Source organism: Brucella intermedia LMG 3301, assembly GCF_000182645.1.
GTDB lineage: Bacteria > Pseudomonadota > Alphaproteobacteria > Rhizobiales > Rhizobiaceae > Brucella > Brucella intermedia.
On sequence record NZ_ACQA01000001.1, the window covers coordinates 454,330 to 475,243 of the forward strand.

Sequence of the window (20,914 nt, forward strand, 5' to 3'; positions counted from 1 at the left end):
TTATGCGGAAAATCGTAATGCGTCTCCTTGCGGGCCTCGCCAGCTTGTTCATCGGTTTGCTCCTCGCACTCGCCCCGGCCTCGGCGGCAAACCCGCTGCCGGTCGATCAGGCATTCCGCCTGAGCGTATTGAAGGACACGGATGGCCGGCTGGTACTCAACTGGCAGATCGCGGACGGTTATTATCTTTATCGCGACCATATAGCGGCGAAGAACGGGCAGGGAAATCCGCTAGCCGTCGACACGCAGCCCGGACAGCCCAAGGACGACCCGAATTTTGGGCGGCTTGAAGTCTATTACACCCACGCCACGGCAAGCGTGAAGGCGGGTACAGAGCCGCTGGAACTCACCTATCAGGGCTGTCAGGAAGATGGCATTTGCTACCGCCCGGAAACCAGGACGGTCGATCCGGTCACGCTCGCAGTTTCGAGCGAGAAGGGCCAAAAGGCCAAGCTGCTGGCGCAGACGCCGACCTTCACACCGGCTGCGGGTGCCAGCCGCTCCGCAAAAGGCGGCATTTGCCCTTGCACCCGAAAAGGGCATGGTCGAGGGGCTGCTGGATCGCGGCGGCGCCGGGCTGGTGATCGCGGCATTTCTGGCTTTCGGCGTGCTGCTTGCTTTCACCCCTTGCGTCTTTCCCATCTACCCCATCCTTGCCGGAACGCTGGCGCGTGAAGGGGAGAAGCTGACCGCAAAACGCGGCTTCGTGCTTTCCGCCACCTATGTCGTCAGCCTGGCGCTGGGTTTTGCCGTAGTCGGCGCAATCGCAGGCTGGTCGGGACAGAACCTGCAGATGGTGCTGCAATCGAAATGGACAGCACTCGTGCTGGCAGGATTATTCGTGCTGCTGGCGCTCTCCATGTTCGGCCTCTTCCAGATACAGCTTCCCAATTCATGGGTCAGCGCGATTTCGTCGCGGACTGGTCCCCATGGCCAGCAGCGGGCAGGCTCCAAGCGGTCGGCCGCCATTCTCGGCTTTTCGTCCGTGCTGATCGTCGGCCCTTGCGTTACGGCGCCGCTTGCAGGCGCGCTTATCTATATCGCGCAGACCGCCAATGTCGCGCTTGGCGCTTCCGCGCTCTTTGCGCTCGGCATCGGCAAGGGATTGCCGCTTATTGCCTTCGCCACGCTTGGCGGGGGTACGCTTCCGCGTGCAGGCGCATGGATGGAAACGGTAAAGCAGATTTTCGGCTTCGGTTTTCTGGCGACCGCGATCTTCATGGCGGCTCCCCTTCTGCCGCCGGGTGTCGATATGGTGCTGTGGGCGCTCCTGCTTTTCGGGGCCGCAAGTTTCGCATTCCTCAAAATTCCGGGACGCAGCGTCGTCGCCCGCACCATAGGCACGGCGGCATTCGTCTACGGCGTCATTTTGATGCTCGGCGTGGCGTCGGGCGGAAAAGACCCGTTGCAACCGCTGGCCGCATTCGGTAACCGTGGCGGCAACCAGAATCTGGCCGCGCTGCAATTTGCGCCGGTCGAGACTGTTTCTTCCCTTCAGGAGAAACTTGGCGAGGCGCGCGGCGACAAGCCGACGCTTGTCTATTTCACGGCGGACTGGTGCGTAAGCTGTTCCACCGTGGAGCGCCGGGTTTTGCCCGACGCTGGCGTGAAGAAGGCGCTGGAAGGTTACCAGCTTGTCAAGGCGGATATTTCCGAGCTTACAGCGGGCAATGCCGACCTGATGGCAAAGCTCGGCGTGGCCGGGCCGCCGACGATGATCTTCTTCAATCGCATCAGCAAGGAACCGGAGGGAACCAGACTGGTGGGCGATGTCACGACCGCCTCCATCGAACGTTCGGTCGGTCTTGTGAGCGCTGACTAGAGCATTTCCAGCAAAAGTGCGAAGCGGTTTTGCGTTGGATAATGCGTAAAGACAAAGAGATAGAGCATTTCCAATAGTTCTGGAGAATGCTCCGGCAACAAAGGATGTAAGGATTTCAAGATGGCCCGGGGGCAAGAGAATTGACTGTATCGATTGACAAACAGAACGCGCGGAAATCACTGCTGCGGATGGCCGCGGTTGTCTGCCTGCCTTTTGTTGCCGCGGCATGCACGACCGCATCTGCGGAGCGGCCCATCGCCGTCACCATGCCGCAGCCGGTGGCCTTCAGGCCCGAGCCTGTTGCAGCCGAACCCGTGAGGCAGCCTGCGCCGGAAATGCAGACGGCGAAGAGTGAATATGAGACCATGTATGGCGCGGTGAACGACCGCGGCAATCTCATTCCCGCACTTGATGTCAGTAAGATCGCGGATCGCAATCTGCGTCGGGAAGTCGACTATGCCACGAACGAGCCGGTGGGCACGATCGTGGTTGATCCCTATGCGCGCTATCTCTATCTCGTGCAGCCGGGCGGCAAGGCAATCCGTTATTCGGTGGGGGTCGGTCGCGCTGGTCTGACTTTCTCAGGCGATGCCAAGGTTGCCTACAAGTCGCAATGGCCGCGCTGGACGCCGACTGCCAACATGATCAAGCGCAATCCGGAGCATTACGCAAAATACGCCAATGGTCTGGAGGGTGGCATCCGCAACCCGCTCGGTGCCCGTGCGCTCTATCTCTATCGCGATGGCAAGGACACGCTTTACCGCATTCACGGCACCAACGAGCCATGGTCCGTCGGCAAGGCTGCGTCGTCCGGCTGCATCCGCCTCTACAATCAGGACATACTCGATCTCTACAAGCGCGCCAGCGCCGGTGCGCGTGTCGTGGTGTTGGATAAATCCCAGTCTGAAGCAAAGTCGGGCAAAGGAGCAAGCTCATGATGAATCGTCGTCAGATACTGGCCGCAACGGCGGCGGGCGCCGCAACGATCGCGATTTCGGGTGGCGAGAGCCTCGCCCAGCGCGTTCCGACGGTTGCGGAAGTACTCTACGACAAGGAAATCCCGGTTCTGGGCAATCCTAACGGCAATGTCACCATTGTCGAATATTTCGACTACCAGTGCCCTTACTGCAAGAAGGGGCATGCCGAACTGATGCGCGTGGTCAGGAATGACGGCAATGTCCGCCTTGTCATGAAGGACTGGATCATCTTCGGCGACACGTCCGCCTATGCCGCGCGCCTCGTTCTGGCGGCGGAAAAATCCGGCAACTATGTAAAGGCGATGGAAGCGTTGATGGCGACGCCCGGTCGCCTTACGCCGGAACAGGTGGATGCGGCGCTGAAAAAGGGCGGACTCGATCCGGCGAAGCTCAATGCGGCCTATAAGGCTGATTCCAAGCGCATCAATGCCGTTCTTGAGCGCAATATGGATCAGGGCGAAGCCTTCAATTTCGGTGGCACGCCTTCCTTCGTCATCGGCACCAAGCTCTATGGCGGAGTGATGAAGGAGCCGGAGCTGATCGAGGCGATCAAGGAAGCGCGAAAGTCTTGAACGGATACCGATGATGAAAGGGCGGAGTTGAAAGCTCCGCCCTTTCTCGTTCAAAACGGATAATGCTGCGGGCCTTCGATGGTGATCCAGCGCAGGTCGGTAAATTCGTTGATGACGGCCTTTCCGCCGAAACGGCCATAGCCGGAAGATTTCACGCCGCCGAAGGGCATCTGCGCTTCGTCTGCGACCGTCGGGCCATTGATGTGGCAGATGCCGGTCGCAAGCTTTTTCGAAAGCGCCAGCGCCCGTTTCACATCCTGGCTGAAGATCGCGGATGAAAGGCCATATTCGGTGTCGTTGGCCACACGGATCGCCTCATCGGCATCCCTGACGCGGATGATGGGTTTCACCGGCCCGAAGGATTCCTGCGTATAAATGTTCATGTCGGGCGTCACGTGATCGATGATCGTCGCCTCGACGATGGAGCCTTCGCGCTTGCCGCCCGCCAGAACCTTGCCGCCTTTCGACACGGCATCCTGGATGAGCGCATCCATGCGCTCGGCGGATTTGAGATCGACCAGCGAACCGAGCACGACATTGCCGCGCGGATCACCGGCGGGAAGGGATTTTGCCTTGGCGGCAAGTTTTTGCGCAAAGGCATCCGCCACCTTCTCATGCACGATAAAGCGTTCCGTGGACATGCAGATCTGGCCCTGATTCATGAAAGCGCCAAAAGCTGCCGCATCGACCGCCTGATCGAGATCGGCATCCTCCAGCACGATGAAGGGCGCCTTGCCCCCCAGTTCCAGCAGCACGGGCTTGAGATGCTCTGCGGCCTGTTTGGCGATGATCTTGCCGACATGGGTGGAGCCGGTGAAGTTGATGCGGCGGATGGACGGATGGGCAACAAGGGCGGCGACGATTTCCGGCGCGTCCTCGGGCGCATTGGAAATCACATTGACCACACCGGCGGGGAAGCCAGCATCGTTGAGTGTCTTGACGATCAGGTGATGAACGCCGGGGCAGGATTCGGACGACCGCAGGATAACCGTGTTGCCGCAGGCGAGGGCGGCTGCAACGGCGCGCACGCCCAGAATGACCGGCGCATTCCAGGGCGCCATGCCAAGCACCACGCCAACCGGCTGGCGCACTGCCATGGAAACGATGCCGGGCTTGTCCGAAGGGATGATCTCGCCGGTGATCTGCGTGGTGAGCGCTGCGGCTTCGCGCAGCACACCGGCGCCGAGGTGGACATTGAAGCCCGACCAAGGCGCGGTTGCGCCGGTTTCTTCAAGCATGAGGCGGATGAATTCATCGGCGCGGCTTTCCATCAGGTCAGCCGCCTTGTTCAGCAGTGCGCGACGCTCGCCCGGCCCGGTTTCCGACCAGCTTTCAAAGGCTTTCGCGGCAGATTTCGCAACCGCATCGACATCGGCAAGGCTGGCCGCCGGCGCTGTGGTGGCGACCTTTCCGGTGACGGGGTCCTTGCGGTCGAATGTCTTGCCGGAAGCGGATGGTGTTTCCTTGCCATCGGTGATGAAGCCGATTGTCGTCATGGTCTTCTCCCTGTTTACCTTTCATATCATGGTATAAAAGCTGGAAGCTTGCATGTTCCTTATTTGTGAACAGACTGTGCAACGGCGCCGTTTCGAATTTGAAAGCAAGCAGCGGAGTGTAGTTTCGACGCGGTGGCATTAGCCTTCCTTCATGCTCATATTGAAGGAATACGGACATGAACCTGATGACCATGAAGACCCACGACCCCGATGAAAGCCGCTGGCAGAAGGTGCTCGACCGCGACAAGGCGTCGGACGGGGCATTTGTCTATGCTGTGCGCACCACCGGCGTCTATTGCCGACCGTCCTGCCCGTCGCGGCGAGGAAAGCGCGAGAACGTGCAGTTCTTCGACGGTTGCGAGGACGCCGAACGCGCCGGGTTCCGGCCATGCATGCGCTGCAAGCCGCATCTGTCCGAAACGCTCGCGACGCAGAACAGCACCCGCTATGCCGAGATGGTGGCCTCTGCCTGCCGTTTCATCGAAACGGCGGAAGAAGTGCCATCGCTCGAAGAAATAGCGGCTTCAGTAAAGGCAAGCCCGGCCCATTTCCATCGCATATTCAAGGAGTTCACGGGACTGACCCCGAAAGCCTATGCGGATGCGCATCGCGCGCGGAAGATGCGGGCGGCGCTGGATGCGCCGGAAATCCGCGTAACCGACGCCATCTATGATGCCGGTTACAATTCCAGCAGCCGCTTCTATGAGGCTTCGGATGGAATTTTGGGAATGACTCCAAAGGCTTACAAGCAGGGCGGCAAGAATGCCGATATCCGTTTTGCCGTCGGCCAGTCGACGCTGGGTGCAGTGCTGGTGGCGGCAAGCGACAAGGGGCGTCTGCGCCATTTTGATGGGCGACGACCCGGAAGAACTGATCCGTGACCTGGAAAAGCGTTTTCCGCAGGCCAATCTCATCGGTGCGGACCGCGATTTCGAGGATATGGTTGCCGAGGTGGTCGGTTTCGTCGAAGCGCCGCGCATCGGGCTCGACCTGCCGCTTGATCTGCAAGGAACCGCGTTCCAGCAACGCGTCTGGCAGGCCTTGCGAGAAATTCCTGTCGGTAAAACAGTGAGTTATACAGAAATTGCCGAGCGCATCGGCGCACCGAAATCGGTGCGTGCGGTGGCGCAGGCCTGCGCGGCGAACAAGATCGCGGTCGCGGTTCCGTGCCACCGCGTGGTGCGCAACGATGGCGGCCTTTCCGGCTATCGCTGGGGGGTCGAGCGCAAGCGCGATCTCCTGAAGCGGGAGGGCCAGGCATGAACAAAAATGAACCCACGCAGGGCCAGAATATTCCCGCCTATGAATGGCAAAAAATCGGCGCCGAACTCGACCAGTTCGGTGCCACAATTCTCGAAAACATAATTTCGCCACAGGATTGCCGCGAGATTGCCGCAGGTTATCACACCTTGGCCGCATTTCGAACGGTGATTTCGATGCGAAAACACGGTTTTGGGCGCGGAGAATACAAATATTACGCAAATCCCATTCCTGCCTTAATTTGGAATCTGCGCCAGAAGCTCTATTTTCAGCTGGCTCCCATCGCCAATCGGTGGAGCGAAAGACTGGGATCGGATGTCCGGTTTCCGCCCACCCATGATGCCTTCCTGGAGCGGTGCCACGCGGCAGGGCAGACGCGTCCGACACCCCTCATCCTGCAATATGTAGAGGGCGATTATAATTGCCTGCATCAGGATATTTACGGCGATATCGCCTTTCCGTTGCAGGTGGCGATTTTGCTGTCCGAGCCGGAGAAGGATTTTACGGGCGGCGAATTCGTCCTGACCGAACAGCGCCCGCGCATGCAGAGCCGGGCCGAGGTCGTGCCGCTCCGGCAGGGCGACGGCGTGGTCTTCGCGGTCAATGACCGTCCGATGCAGGGCACGCGCGGGGATTATCGCGTCAAGATGCGGCACGGCGTCAGCCGCATCCGTTCCGGCAAGCGGCATACGCTGGGCATAATCTTTCACGATTCCAGATAGAGGTTGAAACCGGCGTTTCGATCGCCTTTGATCGCGACTGGAGCATGATTCCGAAAAGTGGGAACCGGTTTTCGGATAAAAACATGCTCAAACAAAAAGTTTGGAGCGGGATAATGGTTCAACCTGAAAACATCACGCTCTAAGCGATCAAAGGAGTCGGATATGAGCGTGACCATCTACGGTATCAAGAACTGCGACACCATGAAGAAGGCGCGCACCTGGCTTGAAGACCATGGCATCGACTATGCGTTCCACGATTACAAGAAGGAAGGGCTGGACGGCGAAACGCTCGACCGCTTTCTGAAAAGCGTTCCGTGGGAGCAGTTGCTCAACCGCGCCGGAACGACATTTCGCAAACTGCCGGAGGAAGAACGCCAGAACGTTGACGCCGCCAGGGCGCGGGCACTGATGCTGGCGCAGCCTTCCATGGTCAAGCGCCCGGTTCTCGACAGGGATGGAAAGCTTACGGTCGGTTTCAAGCCGGACCAGTACGAAAACTTCTTCAAGCCTTGAGGCGGGAAAATGCTGCCATAGATAGCTGCCGGTAAGCAGATGGAGAAATCGATGCGGCAGCGCGCCAAGAAGGTCGTTCAGCAATGGTCTGCGAGCTGGCGCGATTCCCTGATCGCTTCCTTCGCAGGCGGCGTCGCATGGCTGATCTGCCAGTTGCTTCTGGACCAGCCGAAACCCGTTTTCGCCATGGTGACGGCGGTGATCTGTCTGGCGCCGAACCTGCCCAACCACGGCAAGCAGGCGATCGGCGTGGTCGTCGGCGTTACGACAGGCGTGCTGGTCGGGGAGCTTTCGCTGCTTCTGCCCGAAACCGTTCCGGTCTTCCATACGAGCATCGTGACTTTCGTTGCCATGGTGCTGGCAACCTCTTTCGGCATGGCGCCTGCAATCGCCATCCAGTCGGGCGTTTCGGCCATTCTGGTTCTCGCCATGGGGCCGCAGGTCGCAGGCGTGACGCGGCTGGTCGATGTTCTGGTCGGCGCGGGCGTGGGCTTGCTGTTCAGCCAGATATTGATGACACCGAGCCCGTTGCTTCTGATCGACAAGGCCGCTCGCGGCCTGCTCGACCGGCTGGCAAAGGGCCTGAAACAATCGGCCGTGGCGCTGGAAAAGCAGGACCCGGTGCGGGCGCAAAGTGCGATCAACCAGTTTACCTCGGCCCACCGGGCGGTGATCGCATTGGGCGACGGCATCGCACTGGCCCGCAGCAATGCGCGCTGGTCGCTGCGCGGGCGGCTGGTGGCGCGCGAGGTCACGGAAATGGCGGGCCGTTATGATCGGCGCGGCATCCGTCTTTACGCATCGGCGCTGCTGTTTGGTGAAGCGCTGGGCAATGCGCTGCGCAAGAAGGAGGCACCGCCGCCGCCATGGTTGATGGAAGCCTTGCAGGTAGTCATTGCCAATTGCGAGCTGGAGGAAGGGCAGGAGCCGCGCCGGATCCCGTCCATGCCGAAGGATATTCCGTTCGGCTGGCGCGATTGCGCGCACCGGCTGTCGTCGGTTCAGGACACGCTTCTGCACTTCCTGCATTCGGATATTCCCGACAGCGTACCGGTGCCTGCGCAGCGGCAAAAGGATGAAGCCGCGGCCTGAAGATTTTCAGAAACGCAGCCGCACCTGATGTGCCAGTTCCTCAGCCGCCTGCCCTGCGAGCAGGGGATGGCTTTGCCAGTCGTCAACAGCCGCGCCCCGATAGGCCGCCTGCGCGAGCGCAAGGGCTGCGGCGGTCTCGGGGGAAACAAGCGGCAGCGCCCATTCGGCCGCGGCGTCCTTCGGCGCGAATGTTCCGGTTTCGAGCGTGTACCACATCCGCGCCAGCGTCAGCAGGACATTGCGCTCGTCGCCTGCAAGGTTGCCGATAAGGGCGGGCAGGGCATCGGCAATCGCCCGCCGCACGTCCTCATGCGGCACGGATGGCAGAAGATGCTCACGCGTGGGCCCCACAAGGCTTATTGCTTCTTGGCCGGCTTGCGCGAGCACCAGTGTATATTCGGGGTCGGTATGGGCCTGCGGCACGATCCCGGCCTCGAATTCGTCACGCAGCCATTCTCCATAGATGAAGGCGCACCGCGCAGGATAGCGAGAAGCGGCGAGGTCCTGCCGCAGGAAGATCATCACCTCCAGGCATCGGGGCATTCCGGGGGCGACCGGGTGCCGGCCCGATATCTGCATCAGCCGGTCAACGAGAAGCGCACTGGTTTCAGGTGCCGGATTCCGGTCGCAGACCGCCAGCAGGTCGACGTCGCTATTGGGACGAAGGCCGCCATTCACGGCGGAGCCATGCAGATATAGGGCCTGCAAGGATGAGCCCAGGCATTCCTGCAGGACGATCAAGGCCTTTGCCGCTTCTTCGGGGATTGCTGCGTGATTTCTATCCATCCGGCGTTGATACTGTTCCCGGGGGACATATACAACGCTGCTGGCGACAGAAGGCCCTGCTTCTCACGCCGCCGCAACTTCCCGCCGTTCTAGAATGCGGTCGATCAATCCCCATTCGAGACCCGCTTCCGCAGTCATGAAATTATCGCGGTCAAGCGCGCGTTCCACCTCTTCATAGGTGCGGCCGCAATGTTCGGCGTAAAGACGCGTCATCAGCCGCTTGGTTCGTTGGGCTTCCTCGGCATGGATGAAAATGTCCGATGCCTGCCCCTGAAAGCCACCGGAAGGCTGGTGAACAAGCAGGTTCGCATTGGGAAGGGCGGCGCGATGGCCGGGCTCCCCCGCCATCAGCAGGAAGGAACCCATGGAACGGGCCGTCCCCATGCAGAGCGTGTGCACCGGCGCGCGGGACATAGCGCATGGTGTCATAGATCGCGAGGCCGCTGGTCACGACGCCGCCCGGCGAGTTGATATAGAGATTGATCGGCTGTTTGGAATTTTCCGCTTCCAGAAACAGCAATTGCGCGCAGATCAGCGCGGATACGGTGTCGTTCACTTCGCCATTGAGAAAGATGATCCGCTCGCGCAGCAGGCGTGAATAGATATCGAAAGACCTTTCGCCGCGGCTTGACTGTTCGACGACCATAGGGACGAGTTGCATCGTTTCGCGCATGGCGAACTCCTCTCTTCCAAAATCAGGATGTAGGTGCTTCAGGCGGCGCGCATGACCGGCATCCGGTTGCTGTTGGCGGCAACCGGTGCGGCATGTTTCACCCGCGCGTCGTTCAATTCGTGGATGACGCGCAGACAGGTGCCGCCGGAAATGCCCGGCACGATGCGGAACGTCACCATGCTTTCCAGAAAGGGCGGCTCGCTTTCCCGCATCCGGTAGCTGATCTCCTCGCCGGGCTTGCAGGACGCAGGTTCCGGGTCGGCCAGTGCCTCGGATGGAAGCCAGTTTTGGCGAAATTCCGGAATGCTGATCGCGCGCCAGACTTTCTGCGGCGCGGCATCCAGCTCATATTCCAGCTCTATCGCTTTTTCGCGGTGTTCTTCCTGCCGGTCGGTCATTGGTCCATATCCTTCAGCAAGGTTTTGAGAGCATCGATACGTTCCGGCCAGTAGGCGCGGTATTTGCCAAGCCAGCTGGCGATGAGGGTCAGTCCGTTCGGATCGACTTCATAATTGACGAAGCGTCCCTCACGTTCCTCACGCACCAGTCCCGCGCCGCGCAACACCGCCAGATGCTGCGACATGGCGGGCTGGCTGATCTCCATCCCTTCCCGCAACGCACTGGCATTCATGCTGCCCGATGCCAGCTTCTCGAAGATCATGCGGCGGGTCGGATCGGCAAGCGCCCTGAAAACATCGTTGAATATATCGTTCTCATTCATGCCGTCACATAAGCACGCACTTATGCGATTCGCAAGAGAAACTTTTCGCTCGCTCAAAACGGGGGGAATGTCAGGCAAGTTTGTTCGCCGGCACCCAACCGAAAAATCCATTGGGCGCACTGCACCATGCCCATCCATGCGTTTCTTCGATGACGTGGAGGATGGTCCCTTTGTTGCAGTTCAGTTCCATCGCCGAGTAGTCGCGCAGAGTGATGACCGTATCGTCCTTGACCATGATGCTGTTATCGGGAATCCACCCCGCACGGCCATCCGCTCCCACGGCCCACAGCCACCGGTAGCCGTCCCAGATTTCGGCCTCTCCGGTCAGGGATACCGTCTGGCCTCGTGTGAAGGCGATGGGATCATCGTATGGTGCGACGTGATCTTCCAGCAGACGTCTGGCAACCGCCTTGTCTGGCATCGATCAATCCGCCGAATGAAACTGCATGGTGAAGACATTCCCGCCGATACCCTCTGCCAGCGAGGGCGCAAGTTTTAGCGGCGTGCATTTTTCGACCGCGTCGATAGCAGCGTTCACGAATGCCTTTTTCGCCTTGTCGTCGCCCTGAACGTTGATCGCGCTGGGGCGGGGCGGCCCCATCAGGCTGCCGTTGCGCTTGAAGCTGAAGCTGAGGGTCACGGCTGAATTCTTGCTGCCCGCAGGCGCGGTCCAGCACGCGTTCAATGCGCTGCCCACATCATCCATGGTCCTCAGTTCCTGTGCCTGGACGGATCCTGCGGTGGCGAATGTCACGGTCGCCCACAGACAGAATTTCGACCTGTTCATCCTGATCCTCCATCAAGAGAGTGCAATAGATCTATTGTAGTTCTGCTCCGGCAGAGTTCAAATCCAACTCTGTCGTCGGGTTTCGGAGATCGGGAGCGGTTTCAGCGTCAATCCGTGTGATCGATCCGATCAGAAAAATTCAATTGTCCCTGGATGAATGAAGCTTATTTTGCCGCCAATGACTGAGACCTCCCTGCAAATGACCAAGCCCGCATCTTCACACCATCGCACCGCCGTTCGCTATGCTTTCGGCGGGTTTCTTGCCATGGCTGCTGCCATGGGGATCGGGCGTTTCATCTATACGCCTATCCTGCCCGGGATGATGGCCGATATCGGCTTCACTGCCGCCGATGCGGGGTTCATCGCATCGGCAAACTATATCGGCTACCTGCTGGGGGCAGTCGTGGCCGGTTATGGCTGGTCTGCGGGCATCGAACGGGCAAGCGTGATCGCGGGCCTGATAATCAGCGGTTTGCTCTGCGCAGCCATGGCGCTTTTTGACGGCGTCTGGCTGTTTTCCATTATCCGCTTTGCGGCCGGTTTCATAAGCGCGGTGACGATGATCCTGTGCACGGCAATCGTGCTCAGTCATGTCACGGCGGCGGAAAGGGCCGGGCTTGGAGCCCTGCATTTCGGCGGCGTCGGCAGTGGCATTGCGCTTTCTGCCGTTCTGGTGGCGCTGATCCGCCTTGCCGGGCTCGACTGGCGGGCCGACTGGATCGGCGCTGCCATTCTCACCATTGTGATGGCCGTTCTGGTCGCGGCTTTCGTCCGGGAAGGTCCGGTCGGCGGAAACAGCGGCACGCGCGAACCGCCGCTCCCCAAAAGCCTCGCCTTCAATGCGCTGGCATTGGCCTATGGCATCTTCGGCTTCGGCTATGTGATCACGGCCACATTCCTCATTGCAATCGTGCGCGCGACCGATGGCGGTCCGCTGATGGAAGCGGCTGTGTGGGTGGTGACCGGCCTGATGGCAGCGCCCTCCATCTGGCTGTGGGCTCCCGCAGCCCGTAAATTCGGCCTCTTCAACGCATTTGCCCTGACGGCCACCCTTGAGGCGGTGGGCGTTGCGGCAAGCGTGGTTCTGGCGCCGCCACTCGGTCCATTGGTGGGCGGTGCGCTTCTGGGCATGACCTTCATGGCACTGACGGCGTTTGGATTGCAGATTGCCCGCACGCTCGCACCGTCTTCACCGAAACGCGCTCTGGCGCGGATGACCGTCTGCTTCAGCATCGGCCAGATCGTCGGCCCGCTGGTGGCAGGTTTCATGGCGCAGCGCTCCGGTTCGTTCACGTCGGCAAGTCTGGCCGCAGCGCTCTCGCTGGTGGTCGTCGCGGTGCTTGGCATCGTGGCGGGACGCGCCGCCCGAACAGCGGGTTGAAAACCTTACAGGAATTTAACTGGTAAACGCACAAGGACCGGCTTCTTATGAGGATAATTCCTCAGGAGTTGGATGTAACCCGGTGTTTGTGTCGTTTTTCCCCCGTCCGAAACTGTTCTTCTGGTCCGTCGTGATCTGGTGCCTGCTGGCGATAATCGGCTGGTACGAGGGAGGTGAACGGCTGGGCGCAGTGTTCGGCCTGCCGCCGCTGGCGCCCGACGCCGCGCCGATTATCGGCGCAAGCATCTTCTGGTCGGCGCCGTTTCTCTGGTTCTATATCTACTTCGCGGTGATGATATTCGCCTTCTATCTGTTCTGGGCGTGGTTTTCACCGCATCCCTGGCAGCGCTGGTCGATACTCGGATCGGCGCTGATCCTGTTCACCACCTATTTCGGCGTGCAGGTCAGCGTGGCGGTCAATGCATGGTATGGGCCGTTCTACGACATGATACAGAAGGCGCTGACAACACCCGGCGCCGTCAGCGCGGCCGATTTCTACTGGGGGCTGGTCACGTTTGCCAAGATTGCCTTTATTGGCGTCACGGTCAGCGTTTTGAGCCTCTTCTTCGTCAGCCATTATATCTTCCGATGGCGCACGGCGATGAATGACTATTATGTCAGGTACTGGCCGAAACTGCGTTCCATCGAAGGCGCTGCACAGCGTGTGCAGGAAGATACGATGCGCTTTTCAACAACGCTGGAACAGCTCGGTGTCAATCTGGTGAAAGCTATTCTGACGCTGATCGCCTTTCTGCCGGTCCTGTTCAGCTTTTCCGAGAAAATCACCGAGTTGCCGGTTATCGGCACAATACCACATGCGCTTGTATGGGCGGCTGTTTTCTGGGCTGCCTTCGGCACCGGTCTGCTGGCGCTGGTCGGCATCAAGCTGCCGGGACTGGAGTTCAACAACCAGCGCGTGGAAGCGGCTTACCGCAAGGAACTCGTCTATGGTGAAGATCATGACGATCGCGCCGGGCCAGTCACAATGGCCGAATTGTTCCGCAACGTCCGGCACAATTATTTCCGGCTCTATTTCCACTATGTCTATTTCAACGTGGCCCGCATTTTCTATCTGCAGGCCGACAATATTTTCGCGACCCTGATCCTCATACCGTCCATTGTGGCTGGAAAGCTGACGCTCGGCCTGATGAACCAGATCATCAATGTATTTTCGCAGGTACAGGAATCGTTCCAGTATCTCGTCAAGTCTTGGACGACGATCATCGAGCTGTTGTCGATCTACAAGCGACTGAGGGCTTTCGAGGCGACTATCCATGACGAGCCGTTGCCATCGGCCGATCGCGGAGATCTGGAAACGGTGCCTTCGGCCTGAAGTCAGGACCTGTTCTGGCCTGCGTGGACCGTCTCCTTGTCGAGACTGTCCAGATAATCGCCATAGGTCGTGCATTTGACATCCGGCCTGGTGCAGACTTCCGTCACCAGCCGTTCCATGGCGCGCCAGTAGGCGCCGTCATTCATCAGCACGAAATGAAAGCCGAGCTGAAGCGGAATGCGCTCGCCCGCATATTGCTTGTCGAACGCCGCCCGGAAAGCCTTGTAGGCCCGTTCCTCGAAAGCTGCCGATTGCTGCGGCGCTTCCTTGCCCTTGGAGTGGCGGACAAAGAGATTATAGTCCATCGCCACGATGGGGCGCTGCGACGGACCTTCCGGGATAAGCGGCAATCCGAATGAAGCGAACTGACCGGCGAGGATCGGCGCTTCCGGGCCGCGGGTAACGGACGATGCCTGATAGCGAAAGCCGTTTGCCTTGAGCGCGTCCTGCACCGGCTTCGACGCGGCGAGATAGGGCGCGCGGAAGCCGTTTATGCCCTTCAGCGCGAGGTCGCGCCAGCCTTCCGGCTCGCCGTCGATGCCGTTATTCCTGTAGGCGTCGGCGGTGATGCGGCGAAATTCCCTGATCTCCTTGTCCCAGTCGGCGGTCGACCAGTCGGTGCCGTCGAAATGGCCGCAGCCATGGCTGGCAATCTCGTTTCCCTCCAGATGCGCCTGCCAGATATTGCCAAGACGCGCGACGACTTCATCGCGGCTGAGCGCAAAGCCGACATTGGACGAACCCGCCCGCTTGTGCGGCGGCTGGTAATCGCGCCGGTCCTGTCTGGTCATCAGGAAGACGCAGGACAGGAAATAGGTGAAGTGGGCGTTGTTCTTCTTCGCCAGTTCGCGCGAGCGGGTCCACAGCGCATTGTCATGGGCACCGTCGAAGGAGATCAGCACATATTGCGGCTTTGCGGGCACCGGCTCCGCCTGCGCGGCGCAGGTGGAAAGAGCAAGGGCTGAAAGCAGAAATGAGCGGGGGGACAGAAAGCGCATGGACCACTAAACGAGGGGGAGGGGAAACAGTTCCGGAAATTCCGTGGCTAGTTCTTGAATAAGGCGATTGTCGGACCGGAATGCACTTTGTAACGCATGTGTTGGCTTATTTCGCATACGGGTCTTACATCTGGCGCGAATTCCGACTAAAAGCGCCAGAACGCATAAATATCGAACATCAATTTGGCTTTAGTGGCAGGTCCATGGCAGACGACAGTTTCATTCGCGAGGTAAACGAGGAAATCCGTTCGGAACGGGCAAAGCAGGTCTGGCGGAATTTCGGTCCGCTGGTGATCGGCGCCGCCGTGGCCATCGTGCTGGGGACGGCTGGCTGGGTCGGCTATCAGCACTGGACCGACAGCAAGGCTTCCGCTTCCGGCGACAAGTTCCTGGCCGCGCTGGATCTCGCCTCGGAAGGCAAGAACGACGAGGCGCTCGCCGCACTCGCCGATCTGGAAAAGACCGGCTACGGCTCCTATCCGGTGCTGGCGCGTCTTCGCGCCGCATCGGTCATCGCCGACAAGGGTGATGCCGCCGGTGCCGTGAAGGCTTTCGACGACGTTGCTGCCGACAATGCCGTGCCTGCGCCGCTGCGCGATGTCGCGCGCCTGCGCGCCGGTTATCTGCTGGTCGACAGCGGTTCCTATGACGATGTGGCCAAGCGCGTGGAAACGCTTTCCGCTGACGGCAATCCGATGCGCTCCAGCGCGCGGGAGGCCCTGGGCCTGGCCGCATGGAAGGCCGAACGTTTCGACGATGCGGTCAAGCTGTTCCAGCAGATCGCCAATGACAGTCTGGCCCCGGCCAATATCCGCCAGCGGTCCAACACGATGCTCGATCTGATGCGCAGCGCAGGCGTCAAGGTGCCTGACGCGCAAAGCACATAAATTCGCAAGTTTTGGAGTTATCTTCTTCCATGGGTTTTACAGTCGCCATCGTCGGGCGTCCCAATGTCGGCAAGTCCACGCTGTTCAATCGCCTCGTCGGCCGCAAGCTGGCGCTGGTCGATGACCTGCCGGGCGTCACGCGCGACCGGCGCATCCACGATGCCAAGCTCTACGATCTGAAGTTTCAGGTTATCGATACGGCGGGTCTTGAAGAAGCTGCCAATGACAGCCTGGAAGCGCGGATGCGCGCCCAGACCGAGGCTGCCATTCAGGAAGCCGACGTCATCCTTTTCGTCGTTGATGCCAAGAACGGCCTGACGCCGACCGACAGCACCTTTGCCGAAGTGGTTCGCCGTTCCGGCAAGCCGGTCGTGCTGGTTGCCAACAAGGCGGAAGCGCGCGGCGCGCAATCCGGCATGTATGATGCTTTCCAGCTTGGTCTCGGCGAACCATGCCCGATCTCTGCCGAGCACGGTCAGGGCATGCCCGACCTGCGCGACGCGATTGTCGAGCTTTTGGGCGAAGAGCGCGTCTTTGCCGACGAGAAGGAAGAGGAAGCCGAGGACGAGGTTTTCACGCCGAAGGTTGTAGGTGAACTGATCGGCGACGACATCGAAGACCCGGATGAAGAAGAAATCCCGGCCTATGATGCGACCAAGCCGATGCGCATCGCCATCGTCGGACGCCCGAATGCCGGCAAGTCCACGCTCATCAACACGATGCTGGGCGAAGACCGCCTGCTGACCGGACCGGAAGCAGGCATCACGCGTGACTCGATCTCGGTCGATTGGGAATGGCGCGACCGCAAGATCAAGCTGTTCGATACGGCTGGCCTGCGCCGCAAGTCGCGCGTGCAGGAAAAGCTCGAAAAGCTGTCGGTCGCCGACGGCCTGCGCGCGATCCGTTTTGCGGAAGTGGTGATCATCGTGCTCGATGCGACCATCCCGTTCGAGAAGCAGGATCTGCAGATCGCCGATCTCATCATCCGTGAGGGCCGTGCGCCGATCATCGCATTCAACAAATGGGATCTGATCGAAGACCGCCAGATGGTTCTGGCCGATCTTTACGAAAAGACGGCCCGCCTGCTGCCGCAGGTGCGTGGGCTGCGTGCTGTGCCGATTTCCGGCGAGCGCGGGCAGGGCATCGACAAGCTCATGGAGAATGTCGTCAAGACCCACGAAATCTGGAACCGCCGTGTTTCGACCGGGCGTCTCAACCGCTGGCTGGCAGGCGTCATCGCGCACCAGCCGCCGCCGGCAGTTTCGGGCCGCCGCCTCAAGGTCAAGTATATGACGCAGGTAAAGACCCGCCCGCCGGGCTTCGTCGTGTCCTGCTCGCGCCCCGATGCGATGCCGCAATCCTATGTGCGCTATCTCATCAACGGCCTGCGCGAAACCTTCGACATGCCGGGCGTGCCGATCAGGCTTTCCTTGCGTACCTCGGACAATCCGTTCGCAGGCCGCGCCAAAAAGAAGAAATAAAAAAAAGCCCGGAGCGATCCGGGCTTTTTGTTGTCGTCTGCAGCCGCGTCAGGCTTGCCGTGATTTCGATAGCCATGGATTATTAGACTTATCGTAAACATAGGTTCGCTTCGGTCTTGCGGAATAAAGAAGGTAGGGGACCCATATAATTGCCGGCAGCCATGATAGAAGCAGCACAAAACCGCTGGCGTCGGACTCCGCTGCGGTTGCGGGTTCTGCAAAAAGGGTTGGCAGCATATTCAATATGCCGGAGGCAAACAGGAATAGCACCATGAAATACCTGAAGCTTTTCAGATAGTAATAGTTTGCGTATAGCGCGTATAATGATCCAATGAAAAATATTATGTTTATCAATATGTGATATGACAAATTAAGAGACTGTGTTCCGAAGCCAATATTCATAATATATGATATTTTGATATAAATATATATCATATAAGCGCTGACTAATAGATTAATGATAATTCCCAATAGCAAGAGAAGGAGTCCACCGCCAATTGGGATATGCTCAGTCACTTCATCAGACATTTAGAAATTTCCTGTATTATTGGACAAATTGATGTTACCGGTCAATCAAATCTGGCTGAATAAGTCCAGCGTCGGAATCTCATAATTTAGTTGAAAAGACATGGGCGCTTTCATTTTCTGGAAGGAGCGCCTTCTGCTCGATTGAGGCCGCCTCTTTTTTTTAGAGCATTACCTGTTTCTGATGAATCATTGGAAATGCTCTGTTTGTTTTATCGCATGACTTTGACCCGAAACCGGTTCCCGCTTTCGGGAGACATGCTCTAGTCTGCGCCAAATCCACACTTTCGGGTTGAGCTTGGCTGCCACTGCTGCTAATCCGCCCGCTCCCCGATTTCCTCCAAAAAAGGTGCAGTGATGACGAAGGCTGACCAGAGCCCATTTGACGGCGTGACATTGGGCATCGATTTTGGCACGACCAACACGGTTCTTTCCGTTGCCGCAGCCGATGGCACGACGGCGGTTCTCAGTGTGCCGAAGGATGGGGTTGATATTACCGGCTACCGTTCGGTTCTTTGCTTCTGGCAGGATCGTGAAACAGGCGAGCGCACCGTCGAAAGTGGGCCATGGGCGATGGACGTATTCGTCAACGCGCCGCACTCCACGCGCATGCTGCAATCCTTCAAGACATTCGCGGCATCGAAATCCTTCACCGACACGCCGGTCTTCGGCAAGCGCTTCAAGTTCGAGGATATTCTGACCACTTTCCTCGAAACGGTTGCCGCACGGCTGGGCGACCGCCTGCCGCCAAAGGGCAATCGCGTGGTCATCGGCAGGCCGGTGATCTTTGCAGGCGCTTCGCCCGATGAAGCGCTGGCCATGCAGCGCTATGAAAAGGCGTTCCGGGCGTTCGGCTTCACCGACATTCATTATGTCTATGAGCCTGTCGCCGCCGCTTATTTTTATGCGCAGGAACTGACGGCCGCGTCCACCGTTCTGGTGGCCGACTTTGGCGGCGGCACCAGCGACTTTTCCATCGTCCGGTTCGACGTGGGCAGGCAAGGCCTGAGTTTCACGCCGCTCAGCCAGACGGGTGTCGGTATTGCCGGCGATACGTTCGATTACCGCATCATCGACAATGCCGTATCGCCGCTGCTTGGAAAGGGGACAGAATATCAGTCCTTCGGCAAGAGGCTGACTGTGCCGAACCATTATTATGCAAATTTTGCGCGCTGGAACACGTTGTTCCTGATGAACTCTCCGGCCACCATCCGCGATCTGGACGAACTGGCCCGGCAAGCGGTTGACCCCAAGCCGCTCGAACATTTCATCAACCTGATCGAGAACGATTATGGCTACGAAATCTATCGCGCCGTATCGGACCTGAAAGTGCGGCTTTCCTCGCAGCGCATGTCGGAACTGCACTTCAAGGCGGATGATTTTGAAATCCGTTCGGACATTACCCGCAATGATTTCGAAAACTGGATCGCGGACGATGTGCGCCAGATCGAAAACTCGGTGCAGCAGGCGGTCGAAAAAGCGGAGCTGGAAACCTCGTCTATCGACCGGGTTTTCCTCACTGGCGGCACGTCGTTCGTGCCGGTCATCCGAACCGTGTTTGAAAGCCGCTTTCCCGATGCCGAGGTGACAAGCTCGAACCAGTTCGATTCCATTGCCAACGGCCTCGCACTGATCGGGCAGAGTGCGGATATCGAACGCTGGTCGGTGAAGAGCTAGAGTATGTCTCCCGAAAATGCGAACCGGTTCCCGGAGACATGCGTAAAGAGAAACGATAGAGCATTTCCAGTGATTCAGTGAAACAGGAAATGCTCTGGAGGCAGTCTGGAAGGCTAGCGATACGTCACTGGCCGTCAGGGCAGAATTTCTATCGGCGTTCCGGTCGGAACCCTTGCCCATATGTCACGCATTTCCGCATCGGTGACGGCAATGCAGCCATCGGTCCAGTCCCAGAGCCGGTGTGCCGATTTAAGCCAGCCCCAGCCATTCGGCAGGCCGTGGATCATGATATTGCCGCCCGGTGCATGACCGGCAGCCGCTGCTGCCTGTTTGTCGTTTTCGTTGGGATAGGAAATATGCAGGCTCAGATGCGCCATTGAGCGCGGGTTGCGCCAGTCGATGACGTAATGCCCTTCCGGCGTCTTTTCATCGCCTTCGCGCTGTTTGTGACCGCCATCGCCGTTGCTGCCGAGCGATATGCGATAGGTGCCGATTGTTCTGCCGTCGCGCAACAGGGTCATCTGGCGGTTAGCCTTTTCAACCCTGATCGCATCGGCCTGTTGTTCGGACGGTGCGGCAAGCGGAGGTTCGGCCAGGCTTATCCTGGCCATGACCTTCGTATAGCCGAATAATGCGATGGCGATGAGCACCACGGCGAAGAGAGTTTTCTTGAACATGGTGCTCGCTTTGAACAGGTCAGTATCTGCCCGCTTTTCACAGATGATTGGGGCTTTCACAAGTCGAACATGGTCTGTGAAGTCACTGCATAACTTAAGGAGCAGTTGCCGTATCGGCAAAGCAGGCGGCAATTTCCTTGTTGGCACCAAGCTTTTCAGCCCATTTGACCAGATCGGGCATCTCGTCTCTTTCAGCCATCCCGCCCCAGACGTCCTTCAGTTTGGGCGACTTGCCGGAAAGATCGAAGAAGAAATAGCCGGGATCAGCGACCGGAACATCCGCATAGAGGACAGACCAGTTGCCATATTGCATGAAACTTTGAATGTCGACGGAAGCGGGTTTGACTTTCTTGCCGAGACTTTGTGCGATGAGCGACCTGTAGTCTGTTTTCTGCTGTTTGGTGAGCGTGGTCGTCACGCCATCGCAGGCGGATTTGGCAAAGGCGTTCCCTGCCGGAAGAGCCAACGCAACAGCAAGCAGAACTGCGGCACAGGCAGGCGAAAAGCGTGTGTTCATCATACCCCTCAGAAAAAA

The 20,914-nt window shown here is 58.9% G+C and carries 22 protein-coding genes and 2 pseudogenes; 13 read left to right on the forward strand and 11 right to left on the reverse strand.

What is annotated here, in order from left to right:
- Window positions 1–17 precede the first annotated feature (17 nt).
- The 4 genes from OINT_RS24020 (at window position 18) to OINT_RS02060 (ending at window position 3,370) form a co-directional block, all read left to right on the forward strand.
- Window positions 18–674, forward strand: a complete 657-nt coding sequence (locus tag OINT_RS24020; protein ID WP_235691651.1) for a protein-disulfide reductase DsbD N-terminal domain-containing protein — start codon at window positions 18–20, stop codon at window positions 672–674.
- Window positions 607–1,821 (forward strand): protein-disulfide reductase DsbD, encoded by a 1,215-nt coding sequence (gene dsbD / locus OINT_RS02050; protein ID WP_235691664.1) that lies wholly within the window; start codon window positions 607–609, stop codon window positions 1,819–1,821. Before OINT_RS24020 ends, dsbD begins: the two co-directional genes overlap by 68 nt.
- 188 nt (window positions 1,822–2,009) lie before the next feature.
- The gene (locus OINT_RS02055) at window positions 2,010–2,759 is read left to right on the forward strand and encodes a L,D-transpeptidase (RefSeq protein ID WP_039852276.1); all 750 of its coding nucleotides are present in this window, start codon (window positions 2,010–2,012) and stop codon (window positions 2,757–2,759) included.
- Window positions 2,756–3,370: a DsbA family protein gene (locus OINT_RS02060; RefSeq protein ID WP_006466131.1), complete on the forward strand. Its 615-nt coding sequence runs from the start codon at window positions 2,756–2,758 to the stop codon at window positions 3,368–3,370. The genes OINT_RS02055 and OINT_RS02060 overlap by 4 nt, the downstream gene beginning before the upstream one ends.
- 50 nt (window positions 3,371–3,420) lie before the next feature.
- Here OINT_RS02060 and OINT_RS02065 read toward each other — a convergent pair whose 3' ends face one another.
- Window positions 3,421–4,866, reverse strand: a complete 1,446-nt coding sequence (locus OINT_RS02065; RefSeq protein ID WP_006466132.1) for an aldehyde dehydrogenase — start codon at window positions 4,864–4,866, stop codon at window positions 3,421–3,423.
- A 176-nt stretch (window positions 4,867–5,042) separates the two neighbouring features.
- On the opposite strand from OINT_RS02065, the pseudogene ada reads away from it, so the two are divergent.
- The 4 genes and pseudogenes from ada to OINT_RS02085 all read left to right on the forward strand — a co-directional run bounded on the left by ada (window position 5,043) and on the right by OINT_RS02085 (window position 8,453).
- Window positions 5,043–6,129 (forward strand): annotated as a pseudogene (gene ada, locus OINT_RS02070) (bifunctional DNA-binding transcriptional regulator/O6-methylguanine-DNA methyltransferase Ada).
- Window positions 6,126–6,848 carry a 2OG-Fe(II) oxygenase gene (locus OINT_RS02075; RefSeq protein ID WP_006466133.1) on the forward strand — a complete coding sequence of 241 codons (723 nt, stop codon included), beginning with the start codon at window positions 6,126–6,128 and terminating at the stop codon, window positions 6,846–6,848. Before ada ends, OINT_RS02075 begins: the two are co-directional and overlap by 4 nt.
- A gap of 162 nt (window positions 6,849–7,010) precedes the next feature.
- Window positions 7,011–7,361 (forward strand): ArsC family reductase, encoded by a 351-nt coding sequence (locus tag OINT_RS02080; protein ID WP_006466134.1) that lies wholly within the window; start codon window positions 7,011–7,013, stop codon window positions 7,359–7,361.
- A 51-nt stretch (window positions 7,362–7,412) separates the two neighbouring features.
- A complete protein-coding gene (locus OINT_RS02085) occupies window positions 7,413–8,453 on the forward strand; it encodes an FUSC family protein (protein WP_039852851.1) in 1,041 nt (346 codons plus the stop codon).
- A 6-nt stretch (window positions 8,454–8,459) separates the two neighbouring features.
- Here OINT_RS02085 and ant(9)-Ic read toward each other — a convergent pair whose 3' ends face one another.
- The 6 genes and pseudogenes from ant(9)-Ic to OINT_RS02115 all read right to left on the reverse strand — a co-directional run bounded on the left by ant(9)-Ic (window position 8,460) and on the right by OINT_RS02115 (window position 11,420).
- Window positions 8,460–9,239, reverse strand: coding sequence for an aminoglycoside nucleotidyltransferase ANT(9)-Ic (ant(9)-Ic, locus tag OINT_RS02090; protein WP_006466136.1), 780 nt, complete (start codon window positions 9,237–9,239; stop codon window positions 8,460–8,462).
- A 63-nt stretch (window positions 9,240–9,302) separates the two neighbouring features.
- A pseudogene (locus tag OINT_RS02095) lies at window positions 9,303–9,912 on the reverse strand (ATP-dependent Clp protease proteolytic subunit).
- A 38-nt stretch (window positions 9,913–9,950) separates the two neighbouring features.
- Window positions 9,951–10,310: an SRPBCC family protein gene (locus OINT_RS02100; protein ID WP_006466138.1), complete on the reverse strand. Its 360-nt coding sequence runs from the start codon at window positions 10,308–10,310 to the stop codon at window positions 9,951–9,953.
- Window positions 10,307–10,633 carry an ArsR/SmtB family transcription factor gene (locus tag OINT_RS02105; RefSeq protein WP_006472917.1) on the reverse strand — a complete coding sequence of 109 codons (327 nt, stop codon included), beginning with the start codon at window positions 10,631–10,633 and terminating at the stop codon, window positions 10,307–10,309. The genes OINT_RS02100 and OINT_RS02105 overlap by 4 nt, the downstream gene beginning before the upstream one ends.
- Before the next feature lie 70 nt (window positions 10,634–10,703).
- Window positions 10,704–11,054, reverse strand: a complete 351-nt coding sequence (locus OINT_RS02110; RefSeq protein WP_006466140.1) for an SH3 domain-containing protein — start codon at window positions 11,052–11,054, stop codon at window positions 10,704–10,706.
- Window positions 11,055–11,057: 3 nt separating this feature from the next.
- Window positions 11,058–11,420 (reverse strand): hypothetical protein, encoded by a 363-nt coding sequence (locus tag OINT_RS02115; protein WP_006466141.1) that lies wholly within the window; start codon window positions 11,418–11,420, stop codon window positions 11,058–11,060.
- Window positions 11,421–11,619: 199 nt separating this feature from the next.
- Here OINT_RS02115 and OINT_RS02120 point away from each other — a divergent pair, with 199 nt between their 5' ends.
- Window positions 11,620–12,801 carry a YbfB/YjiJ family MFS transporter gene (locus OINT_RS02120; RefSeq protein WP_006472918.1) on the forward strand — a complete coding sequence of 394 codons (1,182 nt, stop codon included), beginning with the start codon at window positions 11,620–11,622 and terminating at the stop codon, window positions 12,799–12,801.
- 82 nt (window positions 12,802–12,883) lie between these two features.
- Window positions 12,884–14,134: a peptide antibiotic transporter SbmA gene (sbmA, locus tag OINT_RS02125; RefSeq protein ID WP_006466143.1), complete on the forward strand. Its 1,251-nt coding sequence runs from the start codon at window positions 12,884–12,886 to the stop codon at window positions 14,132–14,134.
- A gap of 2 nt (window positions 14,135–14,136) precedes the next feature.
- Here sbmA and OINT_RS02130 read toward each other — a convergent pair whose 3' ends face one another.
- A complete protein-coding gene (locus OINT_RS02130) occupies window positions 14,137–15,132 on the reverse strand; it encodes a polysaccharide deacetylase family protein (RefSeq protein ID WP_006466144.1) in 996 nt (331 codons plus the stop codon).
- 203 nt (window positions 15,133–15,335) lie between these two features.
- Here OINT_RS02130 and OINT_RS02135 point away from each other — a divergent pair, with 203 nt between their 5' ends.
- Both OINT_RS02135 and der read left to right on the forward strand, forming a co-directional pair.
- Window positions 15,336–16,019 carry a tetratricopeptide repeat protein gene (locus tag OINT_RS02135; protein WP_006472919.1) on the forward strand — a complete coding sequence of 228 codons (684 nt, stop codon included), beginning with the start codon at window positions 15,336–15,338 and terminating at the stop codon, window positions 16,017–16,019.
- A 29-nt stretch (window positions 16,020–16,048) separates the two neighbouring features.
- Complete coding sequence (gene der, locus OINT_RS02140; RefSeq protein ID WP_006472920.1) at window positions 16,049–17,500, forward strand: ribosome biogenesis GTPase Der; 1,452 nt, start codon at window positions 16,049–16,051, stop codon at window positions 17,498–17,500.
- Between the two features lie 48 nt (window positions 17,501–17,548).
- On the opposite strand, the gene OINT_RS02145 is transcribed toward der, so the two are convergent.
- Window positions 17,549–18,028, reverse strand: a complete 480-nt coding sequence (locus OINT_RS02145; RefSeq protein WP_006466147.1) for a DUF2569 family protein — start codon at window positions 18,026–18,028, stop codon at window positions 17,549–17,551.
- Window positions 18,029–18,382: 354 nt separating this feature from the next.
- On the opposite strand from OINT_RS02145, the gene OINT_RS02150 reads away from it, so the two are divergent.
- Window positions 18,383–19,702 (forward strand): Hsp70 family protein, encoded by a 1,320-nt coding sequence (locus OINT_RS02150; RefSeq protein WP_006472921.1) that lies wholly within the window; start codon window positions 18,383–18,385, stop codon window positions 19,700–19,702.
- A gap of 134 nt (window positions 19,703–19,836) precedes the next feature.
- Here OINT_RS02150 and OINT_RS02155 read toward each other — a convergent pair whose 3' ends face one another.
- Both OINT_RS02155 and OINT_RS02160 read right to left on the reverse strand, forming a co-directional pair.
- Window positions 19,837–20,379 (reverse strand): L,D-transpeptidase family protein, encoded by a 543-nt coding sequence (locus OINT_RS02155; RefSeq protein WP_006472922.1) that lies wholly within the window; start codon window positions 20,377–20,379, stop codon window positions 19,837–19,839.
- Between the two features lie 94 nt (window positions 20,380–20,473).
- Window positions 20,474–20,896: a hypothetical protein gene (locus OINT_RS02160; protein WP_036565825.1), complete on the reverse strand. Its 423-nt coding sequence runs from the start codon at window positions 20,894–20,896 to the stop codon at window positions 20,474–20,476.
- Window positions 20,897–20,914: the final 18 nt, after the last annotated feature.

Bases quoted from the DNA above. Each gene is read 5' to 3' on its own strand.
- OINT_RS02100 (WP_006466138.1), bottom strand. From the start codon at position 10,310: ATGACCGACCGGCAGGAAGAACACCGCGAAAAAGCGATAGAGCTGGAA.
- OINT_RS02080 (WP_006466134.1), top strand. From the start codon at position 7,011: ATGAGCGTGACCATCTACGGTATCAAGAACTGCGACACCATGAAGAAG.
- OINT_RS02160 (WP_036565825.1), bottom strand. From the start codon at position 20,896: ATGAACACACGCTTTTCGCCTGCCTGTGCCGCAGTTCTGCTTGCTGTT.
- OINT_RS02075 (WP_006466133.1), top strand. From the start codon at position 6,126: ATGAACAAAAATGAACCCACGCAGGGCCAGAATATTCCCGCCTATGAA.
- der (WP_006472920.1), top strand. From the start codon at position 16,049: ATGGGTTTTACAGTCGCCATCGTCGGGCGTCCCAATGTCGGCAAGTCC.
- OINT_RS02130 (WP_006466144.1), bottom strand. From the start codon at position 15,132: ATGCGCTTTCTGTCCCCCCGCTCATTTCTGCTTTCAGCCCTTGCTCTT.
- OINT_RS02135 (WP_006472919.1), top strand. From the start codon at position 15,336: ATGGCAGACGACAGTTTCATTCGCGAGGTAAACGAGGAAATCCGTTCG.
- OINT_RS02060 (WP_006466131.1), top strand. From the start codon at position 2,756: ATGATGAATCGTCGTCAGATACTGGCCGCAACGGCGGCGGGCGCCGCA.
- OINT_RS02145 (WP_006466147.1), bottom strand. From the start codon at position 18,028: ATGTCTGATGAAGTGACTGAGCATATCCCAATTGGCGGTGGACTCCTT.
- OINT_RS02105 (WP_006472917.1), bottom strand. From the start codon at position 10,633: ATGAATGAGAACGATATATTCAACGATGTTTTCAGGGCGCTTGCCGAT.
- OINT_RS02120 (WP_006472918.1), top strand. From the start codon at position 11,620: ATGACCAAGCCCGCATCTTCACACCATCGCACCGCCGTTCGCTATGCT.
- OINT_RS02110 (WP_006466140.1), bottom strand. From the start codon at position 11,054: ATGCCAGACAAGGCGGTTGCCAGACGTCTGCTGGAAGATCACGTCGCA.
- OINT_RS02055 (WP_039852276.1), top strand. From the start codon at position 2,010: ATGGCCGCGGTTGTCTGCCTGCCTTTTGTTGCCGCGGCATGCACGACC.
- OINT_RS02150 (WP_006472921.1), top strand. From the start codon at position 18,383: ATGACGAAGGCTGACCAGAGCCCATTTGACGGCGTGACATTGGGCATC.
- OINT_RS02155 (WP_006472922.1), bottom strand. From the start codon at position 20,379: ATGTTCAAGAAAACTCTCTTCGCCGTGGTGCTCATCGCCATCGCATTA.
- OINT_RS02085 (WP_039852851.1), top strand. From the start codon at position 7,413: ATGCGGCAGCGCGCCAAGAAGGTCGTTCAGCAATGGTCTGCGAGCTGG.
- OINT_RS24020 (WP_235691651.1), top strand. From the start codon at position 18: ATGCGTCTCCTTGCGGGCCTCGCCAGCTTGTTCATCGGTTTGCTCCTC.
- OINT_RS02115 (WP_006466141.1), bottom strand. From the start codon at position 11,420: ATGAACAGGTCGAAATTCTGTCTGTGGGCGACCGTGACATTCGCCACC.
- OINT_RS02065 (WP_006466132.1), bottom strand. From the start codon at position 4,866: ATGACGACAATCGGCTTCATCACCGATGGCAAGGAAACACCATCCGCT.